The sequence below is a fragment of the Nocardia aurantiaca genome (assembly GCF_009708175.1).
In the GTDB taxonomy this organism is placed as follows: Bacteria; Actinomycetota; Actinomycetes; order Mycobacteriales; family Mycobacteriaceae; genus Nocardia; species Nocardia aurantiaca.
This window is the reverse complement of record NZ_WMBB01000006.1, coordinates 422,590-435,926: the sequence shown is the minus strand read 5'-3', so window position 1 is coordinate 435,926 and position 13,337 is coordinate 422,590. Positions and strand designations below refer to the sequence as shown.

At 63.4% G+C, this 13,337-nt stretch carries 17 protein-coding genes; 9 read left to right on the top strand and 8 right to left on the bottom strand.

Annotated elements, in window-relative coordinates; genetic code table 11:
• Nucleotides 1–250: 250 nt before the first annotated feature.
• Nucleotides 251–2,173 carry a UvrD-helicase domain-containing protein gene (locus GLP40_RS15450; RefSeq protein WP_230329623.1) on the bottom strand — a complete coding sequence of 641 codons (1,923 nt, stop codon included), beginning with the start codon at nt 2,171–2,173 and terminating at the stop codon, nt 251–253.
• 147 nt (nt 2,174–2,320) lie between these two features.
• On the opposite strand from GLP40_RS15450, the gene GLP40_RS15445 reads away from it, so the two are divergent.
• The 9 genes from GLP40_RS15445 to GLP40_RS15405 all read left to right on the top strand — a co-directional run bounded on the left by GLP40_RS15445 (nt 2,321) and on the right by GLP40_RS15405 (nt 9,304).
• Nucleotides 2,321–3,043, top strand: a complete 723-nt coding sequence (locus GLP40_RS15445) for a YbaB/EbfC family nucleoid-associated protein (RefSeq protein ID WP_196054675.1) — start codon at nt 2,321–2,323, stop codon at nt 3,041–3,043.
• A 13-nt stretch (nt 3,044–3,056) separates the two neighbouring features.
• On the top strand, nt 3,057–3,374 hold the full coding sequence (locus GLP40_RS15440; RefSeq protein ID WP_154788548.1) for a type VII secretion target: 318 nt from the start codon (nt 3,057–3,059) through the stop codon (nt 3,372–3,374).
• The gene (locus GLP40_RS15435; protein WP_154788547.1) at nt 3,371–4,591 is read left to right on the top strand and encodes a DUF6973 domain-containing protein; all 1,221 of its coding nucleotides are present in this window, start codon (nt 3,371–3,373) and stop codon (nt 4,589–4,591) included. Before GLP40_RS15440 ends, GLP40_RS15435 begins: the two co-directional genes overlap by 4 nt.
• A gap of 197 nt (nt 4,592–4,788) precedes the next feature.
• Nucleotides 4,789–5,124 (top strand): hypothetical protein, encoded by a 336-nt coding sequence (locus GLP40_RS15430; RefSeq protein ID WP_154788546.1) that lies wholly within the window; start codon nt 4,789–4,791, stop codon nt 5,122–5,124.
• A 775-nt stretch (nt 5,125–5,899) separates the two neighbouring features.
• A complete protein-coding gene (locus GLP40_RS33265) occupies nt 5,900–6,199 on the top strand; it encodes a type VII secretion target (RefSeq protein WP_196054674.1) in 300 nt (99 codons plus the stop codon).
• Nucleotides 6,200–6,237: 38 nt separating this feature from the next.
• The gene (locus GLP40_RS15420) at nt 6,238–7,905 is read left to right on the top strand and encodes an alpha/beta hydrolase (protein WP_154788544.1); all 1,668 of its coding nucleotides are present in this window, start codon (nt 6,238–6,240) and stop codon (nt 7,903–7,905) included.
• On the top strand, nt 7,902–8,516 hold the full coding sequence (locus GLP40_RS15415; protein WP_154788543.1) for an LppA family lipoprotein: 615 nt from the start codon (nt 7,902–7,904) through the stop codon (nt 8,514–8,516). The genes GLP40_RS15420 and GLP40_RS15415 overlap by 4 nt, the downstream gene beginning before the upstream one ends.
• A 75-nt stretch (nt 8,517–8,591) precedes the next feature.
• On the top strand, nt 8,592–8,948 hold the full coding sequence (locus GLP40_RS15410) for a hypothetical protein (RefSeq protein WP_154788542.1): 357 nt from the start codon (nt 8,592–8,594) through the stop codon (nt 8,946–8,948).
• Between the two features lie 134 nt (nt 8,949–9,082).
• Nucleotides 9,083–9,304 carry a hypothetical protein gene (locus GLP40_RS15405; protein WP_154788541.1) on the top strand — a complete coding sequence of 74 codons (222 nt, stop codon included), beginning with the start codon at nt 9,083–9,085 and terminating at the stop codon, nt 9,302–9,304.
• A 22-nt stretch (nt 9,305–9,326) separates the two neighbouring features.
• On the opposite strand, the gene GLP40_RS15400 is transcribed toward GLP40_RS15405, so the two are convergent.
• The 7 genes from GLP40_RS15400 to GLP40_RS15370 all read right to left on the bottom strand — a co-directional run bounded on the left by GLP40_RS15400 (nt 9,327) and on the right by GLP40_RS15370 (nt 13,289).
• Nucleotides 9,327–9,929 carry a hypothetical protein gene (locus GLP40_RS15400; RefSeq protein WP_154788540.1) on the bottom strand — a complete coding sequence of 201 codons (603 nt, stop codon included), beginning with the start codon at nt 9,927–9,929 and terminating at the stop codon, nt 9,327–9,329.
• Nucleotides 9,926–10,525: a 3'-5' exonuclease gene (locus GLP40_RS15395; protein ID WP_230329579.1), complete on the bottom strand. Its 600-nt coding sequence runs from the start codon at nt 10,523–10,525 to the stop codon at nt 9,926–9,928. Before GLP40_RS15395 ends, GLP40_RS15400 begins: the two co-directional genes overlap by 4 nt.
• Nucleotides 10,522–11,064, bottom strand: a complete 543-nt coding sequence (locus GLP40_RS15390; protein WP_154788539.1) for a hypothetical protein — start codon at nt 11,062–11,064, stop codon at nt 10,522–10,524. The genes GLP40_RS15395 and GLP40_RS15390 overlap by 4 nt, the downstream gene beginning before the upstream one ends.
• 13 nt (nt 11,065–11,077) lie before the next feature.
• Nucleotides 11,078–11,665, bottom strand: a complete 588-nt coding sequence (locus GLP40_RS15385) for a DUF4352 domain-containing protein (protein WP_154788538.1) — start codon at nt 11,663–11,665, stop codon at nt 11,078–11,080.
• 83 nt (nt 11,666–11,748) lie between these two features.
• On the bottom strand, nt 11,749–12,078 hold the full coding sequence (locus tag GLP40_RS15380) for a hypothetical protein (RefSeq protein WP_154788537.1): 330 nt from the start codon (nt 12,076–12,078) through the stop codon (nt 11,749–11,751).
• 40 nt (nt 12,079–12,118) lie between these two features.
• A complete protein-coding gene (locus GLP40_RS15375) occupies nt 12,119–12,481 on the bottom strand; it encodes a DUF732 domain-containing protein (protein WP_154788536.1) in 363 nt (120 codons plus the stop codon).
• Nucleotides 12,482–12,581: 100 nt separating this feature from the next.
• Entirely contained in the window at nt 12,582–13,289 is a 708-nt protein-coding gene (locus GLP40_RS15370; RefSeq protein ID WP_154788535.1) for a hypothetical protein, read from the bottom strand.
• Nucleotides 13,290–13,337 lie beyond the last annotated feature (48 nt).

Below are 13,337 nucleotides of genomic sequence, written 5' to 3'. Positions count from 1 at the left end.
AACCCGCTCGAGAGCGGTTGCAGCGACCTTGAGCTTTATGCAGCGCCGGCACCGGACACGTTCCGAAGATGAGACTCTAGGGTTGACAGTTGATTCGGCGCCAACTGCGATTCCGGGAGGTTCACGTGTACGGCACCCATGACGCCATTGTGCGAGATCGACGAGTGGACATCGGCGAAGCAGCAGTAGCGCGCTGATCGCCGTGTCGACGTAGCCGATGGCCAAAGGTGTTCCGGCTCGCCGGGGCAGTTCAGCTCTGGATTCGGCACTCCCACACGTAATCGCGTGCGCGGCTGCGAGCCACCATGATTCGGCGCGCAGCCAATTCCGGATCATCGGGCAAGGCCGATTCCCGGACGATGTGCATCACGGCCGCGAAGTCCATGCCCTTGGCACGGTGGACCGTCCCAACCTTGATGTGGGTGTCGTCGGTCCCGTCGTAGTGTTCGAGCGAGACCGTTCGAAAGTTATTGCGGTCCAGTAGTTGCCGAATGTGCTTGGCATCATTGCGGGTCGTGGTGATCACCGCGATATCGCCTGGCGCGAAATCGCATTCGCGTACTCGGGCCAGCAGCCGTTCGTCCGCGGCGGCGGCGGAAGAGACGGTCTCCGCGCTGGCCGACCCGCCCGGCAGCACCGTTTCGCTGTCGCGTAGCCCGAACCCTGGCTCGCCGTCCAGATCGTCGACGGAATTGAGCGCGTTCACCTGTCGGGCGAAGGCCAGCACCGCCTCCCGGTTCCGGTAGTTGGTTCGGAGTTTCGCGCCGCGACCGACGATGGGGATGCCCGCGTCGCTCAGCCGCCATCCGCCCGGATACACCTGCTGTTGGCCGTCGCCGACCAGCAGTAGCGGTGCGTCGGCGCCGCCGCCGGCGATCTGATGCACGAGGCGCAACTCCACGTAGGTGAAGTCCTGTACTTCGTCGACGACGACCAGGCCGTAGGGATCATCGAGCGGGGCGGCCCGCAACTCTTCCGTCGCGCGGTCGATGAGATCGTTGAAGTCGCTGTGCCCGCGATCGGCCAGAGTCTTCTGATAGGGCTCGAACAGTTCGTGCCAGACGATTTCTCGGCGTGGACCGTCCAACGTGAGGCCATAGCGGTGCGCGCGGTCAACGCGTTTGTATGTCGTGAGGTTGGTGATTCCGCGGCCCTTGATGATCCGGTGGATCTCGTCCTTCCAATAGGCGGGGCTGGGATGGAGAGGGGCGAGGTAGTCGCGTGCCGGGCCGCGCCACGCCCGGCTGAAGGCGTCCTCGATCTGACCTTCGTCCGGCTCGATGACGATTCCGCGCCCACGGAGGAAGCTCTTCGCCCACGCGTGCAGACCGACGAACTCCGCGCGGTCACCCGCGTGGGGCGCCAGCTGGCGAAACCCCGACTCGTGATAGCTCGGCAATGTCTTCACGAAGCTGGTGAAAAGCATCCGGCCGGGATAGCGTTTCGCGAACCGGGCCATGCGGTGAACGGCGACGACCGACTTCCCGGTTCCAGCAGGACCGCTGAACCGGGCCGGGCCTCGAAAGTTCCGGTGTACGAGGTCCAGTTGGTCCGGATCGAGGAAGGTCATCCAGTCCTTGAACGGTCGCTGCAGCATCCGCTCGCGCGCGTCACCTTGCAACTCCACGGGCTCGAAGAGCCCATGCTCGCTGATCTTTTCGGGACTTGGCGCGTCATCGCTCGAGAGCAGCTGGTATCGGCTGTCCCGGCCGGCCACGCTGAAAGCGATATCGCGGGCGCGTTGACGTGTCAGTTGCGGTGCGCCACCGACGAGATGCTGTGCCAGCGTCGCAGGATCGAGCAGGCGATGTTCCCCCGCAGACGATTGGCGCGGCGCGCGCTCGGTGAGGAACAGCAACTCGATCATGTGTGGCACATACCGATTGCGGTCTGCGGCGAGGTTCGCGAACGTCTCCTCCGCACGCGCGCGAAGCTGCCGTAGACGGGATCCGTCGGGGATGGCATCGGTGAAAATGAACGCGAAGGCGCCGGTCGGCCCGACGGCGAACGCTCCGGCCCGCCCCGAAGGCGGAAACGGATCGCTGCCGTCGATCAGAACATGCCAGCCGCTCCGCATGAGCGGCACCGACAGCACCACGCGATGCAGTCCGGACAGCGCCTCGAACATCGCCAGCTGCTCATTGATCCAGTACTGCCGCTTCTCGAATCGCATGTCCGGCACGGGTACCCCCTGGTTTCCGTTCGTGCTCGCCCGAATCACCCCTGGGCGAAGTCTCAGTATGGATGCGACCCCGCAGAGAAACCACTGATTCGCCCAGGGTGGCACGATGCGTCCGAGTGTGGGTTCACACTCGGGCACATGGTTGAAAGCGCCTGCGACAGTGAGCTATTGACTAGCAGCTCGGCTGATCGCGCAGTCGGTGTTTCGACGTCTTCGAATGGGCCGCATATGCGCACAACCTTGGTCTACGACACGCTCGTTCCGCCCCCCTCCATCGCCCCGGATCGAACACGCAGCGCAGCAACGTCTTTCATTAAATACTTCACACCACCGCGCTGGCCGGTTGTGGTACGCGGCTTCGCCACGTCACAACGCCTTGGAATCAAGCATCTACGCGAGAAGCCCGTTGCACCAGTTCGAGGTTATCGCGGTAGCAGGTCGCTTTGCGGTGACGTGCGCCCGGCCAGTAGCGTTGGCGAGGCGGACAATTCGGATAGATGTAGTTCGACCTGGATGGGGGAGGATGAGCGACTTGCGGACCGTGCGGCGCTGATCGATGCCGCGATCGGCAGGGTGCGAGGACGAGCCCAGTCCCACGGCGGCCTCGTGGTTTTGGAGGTCGACGCCTACAAAGCGATCACCGATCTCCGAATCGCATCGCACGCCATGAGCAGTGACCCCGCCCGGCTGGCGACTGTCATCGCAAACCTGCACCGGCAGGCGTGTGAGCGGGCCTCAACCGCGGCCGAGCAGGCATATGGCGAAGTAATCGCGGGACCCGCGGCTCCGGCACAGGCGGTATCGGCCGAGTGGGAGGATCCGGGCGAACTCGGTCCCACCCGCATTACCTTCTCGATGTGAAGGCTGAGTTGACATGGTGGAAGTCGATCTGGTGCGCATGCGACAGCTCGCGACCGATGTACGACAACGCGCTGATGCCATCGCCGGGAAGGTGCCGGTCGCGGAAGATAGTCGTGAGTCTGCCCGCGGTCTGAAGCCGGGTGTGACCGGCATGGAGGGCTCGCAGATCGCGATCTCCGTCGAAGAAACAGTCAAGACGCTGGATACGGTGTTGAAATATCACGTCGGTCGGTTGCGGGCTATCGCCGACCTGACCGACGCGGCCGCCACCGAGTTCGAGGGCGTGGACAACACCAATGCGTGCGATATCGATAAGGCCCGACCGCGATGACGGACAAGTCACCTCTGACCGTCCCGATGGTGCTCGGCTGGAATCTGAAGCACCTGCGTGATGTCGTCGATACCCTGACGAAGGTGGGACCGGACATCGAGGCTGAAGCGGTGTCGGCTGCGGGCCTCATCGCCAAGTCCGACGAATACTTCATCGGTGATGGCGGCGAAGCGGCACGCACCCGTGGGCGCTCTGATAAGACCGACACCCACGCAACCGTGGATGTCTATGCGGCACTTGCGGATAAGATTACCGCCGTCTGCAATACCTTCCAGGTAGAGATCGCGAAGATTCAAGTGGCGGTTGCGAAGACCGCGGCCTCGAAGTGGGACCTCTTCTACAAGGACGACGGCGAGGTGCTCTCCCGGAAGTCCGACTGGGAAACGGCGAAGAGCAACTGGTGGCATCCGGACGGCGCCATTGCGTCGAAAGAGCTGGAGCAACGCATCCTGACCAAGATGTTCCAGGAGGCGCTGGACAACATCATGGTGGCCGATGCCAACACCGCGTCCATCGCGGGAGTTCTGGAAAACCTCACGGAGTCGGTGAAACTCGGGATGGCGAATATCCCGACCGATCCGGATTTGGCGCGCATCCTGCTCGAGAACCAGGTGAACCCGGATGAGATGGTGGTGTGGCCGAGTGGCGCAACACTCGAACTCATCCGCGCGGTCAATCCCGACTTCGTGCCTCAGTCGATGACCAAATCCGAAATGAACGCTTTGACGAATCTGCTCGAGATGCACGGGGCGAAGGCACTGATCGACTTGTACAACATCAAGTCGGAGGCGAACGATGCCGCCAAACAGAGTAAGTTCGGCGAAAGTCTCGCCAAGGGTCAGACGCTCAACGACGGCCAAGGCGATGCTTTCCGCCATACCTACTGGAATGCTCTGCTCACCAACCGGTTCGGCGAAGACTTCGCCAAGGAGTACACGACAGCGCACGAGCGAGTCGGCGGCCAGCAGGGTCCGCGCGAAGCGATGGACCTGTACAACAACGGCATTGGCCGACAAATCGGGGCGAGCAACCCTGATGCGTCGCCTGAGGAACTGAGGGCCAAGGTGACGCAGGCTATCGACGACGGGAAGCTGATCATCATCGGGAGATCGAACCCCGACGCCAACCCGCAGATCACATGGAGTAACCAGATCCCGGACCCGAAAATGCAGGGCCTGCCGACGGGCACGTCCGTACCGCTGCCGGGGAAGAAGTGAGGACCATGCGCAAGACCCGACTCATACCATGCGCCGCTGTGGTGGCTGCGATCCTCAGCGGCTGTTCCCTGATCGGAACCCATACGGAGAGCAAGCCGGCCTGCGATGGATTCGATCTGGCACACAACGGCGAATCCCTGGGGTCGGGAACGCGGCTGCGAAGAGAGTTGGAGAATGCCGCGACTCGCCCTGGGCCCGTGCTGTTCATCGACATCACCCATGCCGCCGGATGGTCCGACGACCGGACTCGGATGGTCGAGGTCTCGGCCGGCACCAAGGGCGCCGAATTGAACTCGGTTGCGCACACCACCGAGAGCTGCTGGAAAGGTCTGCCGCCGGTGCCCGACGACGATGAGACAGCGGTGAACTACTTTCTCTTCGTCAAGGATGAACCGGGAGTGAACTCGCGGCCGGTGCAGGCTGTACAGCAGTCCTCGGGAGATATCGGAAGAATATACTTCCACAACAACGAGCCATTGACTGCCGAATCCGTCTTGATCGCGGGTGGCAAAGCGCTGGTCGCACAACCATAGTCCTGTACGGGATTCCGATCCGGAGTAGGTGACCGCCTGTCGTGACGAGCGCTGCCAGGGGGCAGGTCAAGATCGCCTTGCGCATCGCGAGGATGTAGACCCTGGAACCCGCCGGGACTACTCAGGGTTCAAGACCAGCGCCTGCACCCGATCGGTTACAAAGATCGGTAAGGCCTACCCCGCGGGTCCGTGCTCGTGGATCGCGGCAACCTGAAAGCGCACTCTCCGGCAGATTGAAGGGGACACTGCCGTCGCCGTGGACGCCGATCCCGCACCAGGCGATCTCTGCTGATCGGATCGGGGCTCAGGTCATGGCGCTGCGATCGGTTAGATCGACCGTGCGCCGGACGATTCGTAGATGCGATATTCCGGCACGACCCGGCTCTCGCCCACACCGGACTTGGCAGTAGTCGTGATTTCGCCGAAAGGGTTGTACGCGGCGGCTTCCCAGAGATGGTCGCACATGCCGGGTGGGCCGGATCCGGGCGCTCTCCCAGCCGTGTGGTGGAGATGTATCGAGTGTCGGTCGCGCCGGGGCAGCGGCAGTAGGTGCCCTGAATGTTCCTGCTGGGCAGCGATTTCGACGTCGATGCACGATGAACCACGCCTGCGGAGCGGTGATATCTGCTGCGACGTATCGAGCAGGAGCACAACCATGGGGGGCGCTGCTATGCGGGTTACCAACGGCGCGTTGGTCTTTACGCGGACTGGTCGGGCGACCATGCTAGGTTCCCTGGGAAGGTTTGTACCGCGAACTGATTCAGGGGGCCCAGCGGTGACTGACATTCTCGACGTCGACCTAGCCACGCTGCACGGATTGGCGACTGAGCTGGGCGGTCAGGCGGATGAGATCGGCAAGCTCGCGATCGGCGCGACCGTGACGATGCCGGGCTCCCCGATCGAGGCGGTCACGACGCAGGTCGGTGACGCGGTGTTGAAGGCGTACGGGTCGGTCCGTGGCCAGATTCAGACCTTGGCGGACCGTGCGAAGTCGGCCTCCGGCACATACGAGGACATGGATAAGTCCAACGCAGACCAGCTGGACAAGTACGGCCGCGGCGAGGGCGTGAATTGACCACGATCAGTCACGTGCGGGGCTGTAACCCGCAGTCGATGCTCGACTACGCCGCCGAGCTGGTGAAGCAGAACGATAGTTTCGTTGCCAAGGTCGACCAGATGGAGCAGTCGGTCGACAAAGCCATGAACCACTGGAAAGGCGACGCCGCAGCGGCCGCCTCCGAGAAAGCGATGGCGCACAAGCTGCATGGCAATCACCTCGCGACCACCATCGTCGGCATCGCCGACCAGTACAACATCTACGGCGTCTCGCTAGGCGATACCCGGACGGCGTTGATAAGGATCCTCGATGTCGAGATGAAGGACTCGGGAATGACCGTCGACGACGATGGCAATGTGACGGCCCCGAGGGTGCCTACGGGTACCGGGCAGCCGAACTCGGCGTCCGGGCCGCTGACCCAGCAGATGCTCGACGGTCAGGCGTCGGGATTCCAGACGCGGATCAAGAGCCTCCTGACACAGTTCGGCGATGGGGAAACCACAGCGGCGAAAGCGATTACGACCGATCTCCAAGAGCTCGCCGACTACGAGAAGAAGCCCGACGGTAAACCGGTTCGGTCGGACGTGCAATCCATCTTGGATGGCAAGTCTCAGCTGCCGACCGATCCGAAGAAGCTACACGACTTTTGGGAGGGGCTGACCCCGGCGGAGAAGGACGCGATCTACGAGAAGGATCAGTACGTCGGGAACCGCGACGGGTTGCCATCGGTCGATCGTGACCATTACAACCGCGAGAAGCTCGACGACGAGCTGACTCGCGCGCAGAACGGTGACCCAGCGGTGAAGGATAAGTTGGGGGATCTGCAGGCGATCCAGAAGACGTTGGCGGATAACCCGGAGGCCATGCTGATGCTGATGGACACCCAGACAGGGAAGATGACCCACGCCGCCGTCGCGGTCGGCAACCCCGATACCGCCGCGAACGTGTCGGTCCACGCGCCAGGACTGAACACCAACGTGAAAGACTCGCTCGGCGGTATGGTCACCGAAGCCAAAGCCGTGAAAGACCTCGCCGAAAACAGGCTTCGCCGACTGGATCCCAAAGATCCGAACTACGGGCAGAAGGCTGGACAGAAGGAAGTGCCGGTCGTATGGATCGGATCGGATTTGCCCCAGGGCAATATGTGGCCTCCGACCAAATGGGACAGCCACACAGTTGATGGACTCTCGGTCATCGATGACAAGATGGCCAAGGACGGCGCACCGAAGCTGGCCTCGTTCTATGACGGTGTGCGGGCCTCCCACGACGATGGGTCCGTGCATCTGACCGCGGTCGGGCATTCCTACGGGTCGCTGATGACCGGACTCGCGGTGCAGGAATCCGGTCATCAACCCGTCGACGACCTCCTCGTCTACGGGTCGCCAGGTTTGGATCTGCCGTACAAGCACTCGTGGTGGCCAGTCGCCGGCGATCAGGATGTTTCGAAACTCCATGTGCCCGATGGACATCGGTACGAAATGACCGGCGGCGATGACACGGTCGCCAAGCTCCCGGGATTCGGCGACAATCCGCGAGTCCTACCTGGATTCACCCACCTGGAAACCGCAGCGCACACCACACTCGACGACGTTAACCGCGACGGTGCGTCTGGGCACCCCGACTACCCACGCTTCGGCAGCGACGGCAAGACGTTACGGACATCCGGCTGGAATATCGCGACGATCGTGGCAGGTCTCCCGACCGAGGCGGTGAAGAAGCCATGACACCCCAGGTCTCTCGAATCAGTATCGCGGCAGCAGCCTTGACCCTCGCGATGATCGCGACGATTACAGGATGTGACTCCTTGGACAACCCATACAAGAAGACCGGCCCCGCCGAAACCGCCCAAGCCCAACAAGTACTCCTGTCCCGGCCCACGTTCGAAGACACACACGCACGCGTCACCAAGGCGGTGGAGGACCTAGCTGCCTACGCGAGTTCGCTAGTCCCGGGCATGACTTGGCATTGGACTGATAAAGACCGCCAACCCTCGGCATGCGCTGCGCCGTACGACCAGACGGCGGGTCGTGATTTCAGCCTGCCGAACTACGTCACCGAGGGCGGCGATCCCACGCACGGCGGCATTCCTGACGCGGTGTGGCCGCAGGTGCGTGAGAAGGCCCGCCAGCTCGCGGCTGATCTGGGTGCCACGCAGACCGACCCTGTACCGGTCACTGAAACACCCGGCAATCGTGAAGCCCGCTTCATCGGGGACAACGGCACCGTGCTGTGGCTGAGCACCCGGGTTATCAGCAGCGAAACCGGTTGCCGACTGCTCGCCGCCGACAAGACCTCCACCAGCACCGTCGCACCGACCACCCAACAACCGAAATGACGTCGGCACCCAGTCGATGCGTCAAGAATCCGATCAACAGGTTGGCGAATATCCGTGCAACACAATGACCCCGATGTGCTGGGCCTGAAGGTGCAGCGTGCCCAACATGCGCTCGAACAGATCCGCGGAGTCGGTGTCGTCAACGGCATCCGCGTGATCGTGGATGCCGAGGATCGCCTGCTGTCGGTGACGGTGGGCGAGGAAGCCGCCATCATGGCCGCGTATCAGGCAGCGGTGGAAGACAAGCGCCCCAAGGTCGATGAGGCACTGCGAGAATTGCGAGCCGATACGACCTTCGAAGCGATATCGACGTACACGAAGGCGAACTCGGCACGATTGGAAGCCGAGCGCGTGGAACGGCAGCGCAAGCAGGAGGAAGAGTTCGACGACGACTATTACAAGCGAGGCTCGATCAAGGCCCCGGATTGGTAGTGGCCAGCGCGACCCAACAGCCCGAATGCCATTCCCGATCGGGCGGTTACCCGTCCCCGCAGTGTTCCGGATTCGGTCGCTCAGGTTCGGGCCAATGGTGAATTGGCCTGACGCTATCGGCTGAGACGTACGCCGTGCTGGTCAATGACACACTGTGGCCGCCCATTCAACTCATCACCCTCGCGACCGGGATTCCGGGGACTGCGGGCTCGGTCAACAATTACAACTCGCACTCGGCCCTGAAGGCGCTCAATGAGTCGGGCTTCGATACCTTCGAGCGGGTCGAGTATGCAGGTAGCGGGAGTGTAGTGGTGCGGGAGAGCCGTAAACGGACGACCGTGAACCAGAACCAGTGAGATCTGGTACCGGTTCGGTCGGTCACTCGGGCTCGGGCCATCGGTGAATCGGCTCGGGGATCCGATATTCATGCCGGCCTGCCGGGCTCACGATGGTCAGGGCGATGAGACGGTCCGCGTGGATTCGTCGGTGGCGCTGCGTGACGAACCATCCACCGCCTACGACGAACGCCTGGCCGGCGGGCGCCCAGAGTGCGAAGCCTGCCACGGAGAACTGACCGTACGGCGTCTGCTCGAAGCGCGCTTCCACGAGGTCGCCGTGTTGCAGCCCGCTGACGGTCTCCGGAAGATCCTGCGGGACCGACGTTGTTGGCGCGTCGATTCTTTCGTCGGCGGTCCGCGTCTCGAGCGCAAGCGCGAGCAATTCGGGAACGGGTCCGCGTCGTGTGCCAGAGGTTTCGAGAGGTTGCCCGGCCATCATGAGGCTGCCGGTCGCTTCGGACACGCTGATCGCTCCCGTGAGCACGTGTGGTCCGAGCACGGCTGAGCGGAAAGATGCGGCGGCGTGCATCCCTGCTTCGGCCTCGGCCAGCGCCGCTGTCAGGCGGCGCACATCCCTTTTGCGGCTGTCGATATCGAAGGCATTGACAAGAGCCGCTGGCATATCGGACGGTACCGCATTCATCGGCGGCGCTCGATTCCCGAGGCCGTCATCTGACAGAGGCCGGTGCCCGTGGTTTCGGCAAGTTCCGGCAGTGTCCTCGCACCGGCGAAACCCGCGAGCAGAACGGTCAATTCGGCTGCCGCAGCGGCGTCCGCGTCCGCCTGATGATGGTTCTGCAGTGTGATCCCCAGCAGTCGGGTAATCGTCTTCAGCCGGTGGTTGGGCATGTCGGCGAGGTGAGCCTTGGACCACTCGCGGGTGCAGCCGAACTTCCATTCAGGAACCGGCATGCCGCTGATGTTGCAGGCCTGACGAATATTGTCCATATCGAAGGCCGCATTGTGTGCGACAACGGGGAGGTCACCGACCTCTCGCAACACCTCGGGCCACCGCTGGGCGAACGTGGGTTCGGCCGCGACCATGCCAGGCGTGATTTTGTGTATGTACATCTGCATCTGTCCGAAGTAATCGAGTGGGGCTGGCGGCCGGCACAACCACTCACGGGTTCCGACGCGGACGCCGTCGCGCACGACCGCCACGCCGATCGAGCAGATGCTGCCCCGTTTCGCGTTCGCGGTCTCGACATCGATTGCGGCAAAGGACAATCCGGTGGTCAACGAATCTCCAAGGGAAGTGGGCGGGCCGTTGGGCCGCCGCGATGAACGAGGTACTTGCGTTGGATGCGCTCGGCTTCGAATCGCGCCCAGGCATCGGCCAGATCGCGTATGCCGTAGGCCAAACTCAATGTCGGAACGATGTGCTCGGCGGTTGTGCGTGGCAGCCGTTGCGGGCGTCGCGGATCCTTCAACGCGGGCCAAACCGGACGTACAAGACGATGCGGCACGGTGGCCTGATGCTCGGTGAACAGCCTGTCGGCGCTCTGCAGTTCGGAGCGGGCGGCGTTGACGGTGTGACCGATGTGAAGGATGCCGACGGGTCGGGTGGAGTCGGGCAGCGTTCTCGATAAATCAGCCCAGGCGAGGTAGCGGTCGCTGATCAGCTTGGCGGCGACCTCGGTCTGATCAGCGCCGAGGATCCACGCTCCGCACAGCCGGGACAAACCTAGATCGGGTCCGATGTTCACGTGCCAGATGATGAATTGTTCGTTGACGTGATCGACGACCGCGATGGGTGGAGTGAAAGACGTCTTGTTCATCGACATCTCGCGGCTACCGCAGTGACACCGTCGCCCCACCCGAGAACATCGAGTCGTGCAGGACGATGTGGTCCGCACTCGAGTCGGTGGGGAGGTCGAAAACAACCTGGGCCGTAATGGAATTGCCCGGGTTGATGTTGGCGTAGAGGCTGGTATCGGACTGGAGATTCATGGCGGCCGCGGCGTCGTTGGAGAACTTGCGGTTCTGGGCGTCGAAGACGTACTGGTCGGAGGGGGAGAAGCCGTACGGGGACTTGCCAATATTGCGGACGGTGAGGGAGATGATGGTGTAGGTGCCCTGGGCGGTTTTCCGGAGGAACTGGTTGGTGCCGACTTCCTTTACACCCGTTTGAACGTTAGTGACGGTGAATTCGAACTTGCCGTCGCGAACAGGGGTGTTGAGGCCGGGGACGGCCGACGTCGTCGGGGCATTCGCGGACTTCGTGGATTTGCTGGCGAGTGCTCCGCCAATCCCGCAGAGTACGACGATGCCCGCCAGGACCAGCAGGATGATCTTGAGCGCATTCGATTTCTTCGGCGGCGTGGGCGGTACCGGATAGTGCGGCGGGTAGTAGGGCTGCGGATCGGGCTGGTGAGTCATTGGGGCTCCGGGTGTCTCGATGGTCGAAGTACACGGGACGGCGCGAATGCAGCCGTCCCGCCGAGGAATTGGTAGGTCGAGGGCTACTCGAGGGTCCAGACGCAGCCCTCGACGGTGATGACGTCGCCGGCGTTCAGACGCACGTAGGACGCACCCGAATAGGACTGCATATCCGTCGCCTCGGAGTCCTTGGCTCCCTTGTAGGGCAGCCAGGTGATGAAGCAGTAGCCGTAGTCCTCGGCGCGGGGACCGGGTGTCGAGTACGTGCCTGGCGCGACGTCCTGGCCGACCACCTGCATGCCCTCATGGAGTCGGGTGGCCGGGTCGGCGTGGGCGGTGCCGACGGTGGCGAGCACGGTGCATGTCGCGGCGAGAGTGGCCGTGGCCAGAGTGGTGATGATGTTGTGGCGCATGGTGTTTCACTTCTTTCCTGCGAATTTCGGGTGACGAGGGTCAGAGCTTGTACTGCGGGCAGTACGCGCTGATGGCGGCGTCGAGGAAGGTGTAGGGGTACTTCAAGGTGCCGCGGGCCTTCTCGGCGAGCACGATCTGGTTGTGCGCGGAGTTGCCGTAGGCGTCGAGCCACTGGCACTGGGACTTCGCGAGGCCGATGGCCGCGTCCTGGACGGAGCAGGTGTGCTCGTCCTCGTGGGAGCCGCGCAGGAAGTGGAGGTCGGCGGTGCTGCGGGGGCCGCAGCCGGGGCTCGAGGAGCCGCTCGAGGAGCCGGTGTCGGGAGCGGCCAGGGCGGCGGGCGCCGCGGCGGAGAGGGCGACGGCGGTGGCGCTTGCGGCGAGCAAGGTCGAGAGGGTGCGCATGATTCCTTCGTGGAACGGGTTATTGGGGATCGCGACGTCCGATGGGCGTGCGGGGTCGCCCGCGGCCGCGAGAACCGGCCGTGGGACATCAGGTGGCTAGTCAGCTGCGGCGAAGCCGCCGCATGAGGCGACGCAGTATGGCGTGCAGCATGTTTCGGAACTTGATGGGTCCGCTGGCTGGTTTTGCCTGTGAGACAGCCGCCTTCGCGTTCGCCTCGGCCTGTCGGCGGGCCGCTTCCGCCCGTTTGATCGGCACGGTGCGTGCGGCCACCTCGGCGGGTGACGGCACCGTGTGGGCCGGTGGCGTGGTGGGCGCAGGTGGCGGCGGCATCTCGGACAGTTCCGGGGTTTTCGACGCGATAGTCGGAGGTGCCGAAGCTGGTATCGGCGGTGCTGAAGGTGGTGATTGCGCCGCGAGCGGCTCGACTCGTGCTTGTCCCATGACTTCGCCCTCGGCCGGCGGGGGAACAGTGCGCGCCGCCACCTCCGCCGGTGTCGGCACGACCTCCAGAGCCACCGGGATGCTGCTCAGTTCCATTGGTTTCCTGGTGATCTCAGAAGTCGGGCTGTAATCCACGAGGGGGAAAACCTGGTAGCGGCCTGCCGTGGCCGGGGACGCAACTGCCACGTAGTTCTCGGCGGTCGTCACCCAGCTGGTCAGGTGCCAACCGCCGCAAGCAGCGCAGCGGTACGAACTCCTTTCTCTCCGTTTCACATCGGTGCGATCCAGCGCGGACAGGGCCAGGTCGGCGTCACGCTGTGTGGCGTGGCGAATCTTGCCGCTGGGGACACATCGGGCCACCGGCATGCGGGAGTGGCCGCCTGGCTGATGTCGCCGAGTCATGTCTTCCCCCTG

What these genes read in the sequence shown, in the direction of transcription:
- GLP40_RS15450 (WP_230329623.1), bottom strand. Translation starts at nt 2,173, where the DNA reads ATGCGATTCGAGAAGCGGCAGTACTGGATCAATGAGCAGCTGGCGATG.
- GLP40_RS15445 (WP_196054675.1), top strand. Translation starts at nt 2,321, where the DNA reads ATGGTTGAAAGCGCCTGCGACAGTGAGCTATTGACTAGCAGCTCGGCT.
- GLP40_RS15440 (WP_154788548.1), top strand. Translation starts at nt 3,057, where the DNA reads ATGGTGGAAGTCGATCTGGTGCGCATGCGACAGCTCGCGACCGATGTA.
- GLP40_RS15435 (WP_154788547.1), top strand. Translation starts at nt 3,371, where the DNA reads ATGACGGACAAGTCACCTCTGACCGTCCCGATGGTGCTCGGCTGGAAT.
- GLP40_RS15420 (WP_154788544.1), top strand. Translation starts at nt 6,238, where the DNA reads ATGCTCGACTACGCCGCCGAGCTGGTGAAGCAGAACGATAGTTTCGTT.
- GLP40_RS15415 (WP_154788543.1), top strand. Translation starts at nt 7,902, where the DNA reads ATGACACCCCAGGTCTCTCGAATCAGTATCGCGGCAGCAGCCTTGACC.
- GLP40_RS15400 (WP_154788540.1), bottom strand. Translation starts at nt 9,929, where the DNA reads ATGAATGCGGTACCGTCCGATATGCCAGCGGCTCTTGTCAATGCCTTC.
- GLP40_RS15390 (WP_154788539.1), bottom strand. Translation starts at nt 11,064, where the DNA reads ATGAACAAGACGTCTTTCACTCCACCCATCGCGGTCGTCGATCACGTC.
- GLP40_RS15385 (WP_154788538.1), bottom strand. Translation starts at nt 11,665, where the DNA reads ATGACTCACCAGCCCGATCCGCAGCCCTACTACCCGCCGCACTATCCG.
- GLP40_RS15380 (WP_154788537.1), bottom strand. Translation starts at nt 12,078, where the DNA reads ATGCGCCACAACATCATCACCACTCTGGCCACGGCCACTCTCGCCGCG.
- GLP40_RS15375 (WP_154788536.1), bottom strand. Translation starts at nt 12,481, where the DNA reads ATGCGCACCCTCTCGACCTTGCTCGCCGCAAGCGCCACCGCCGTCGCC.
- GLP40_RS15370 (WP_154788535.1), bottom strand. Translation starts at nt 13,289, where the DNA reads ATGCCGGTGGCCCGATGTGTCCCCAGCGGCAAGATTCGCCACGCCACA.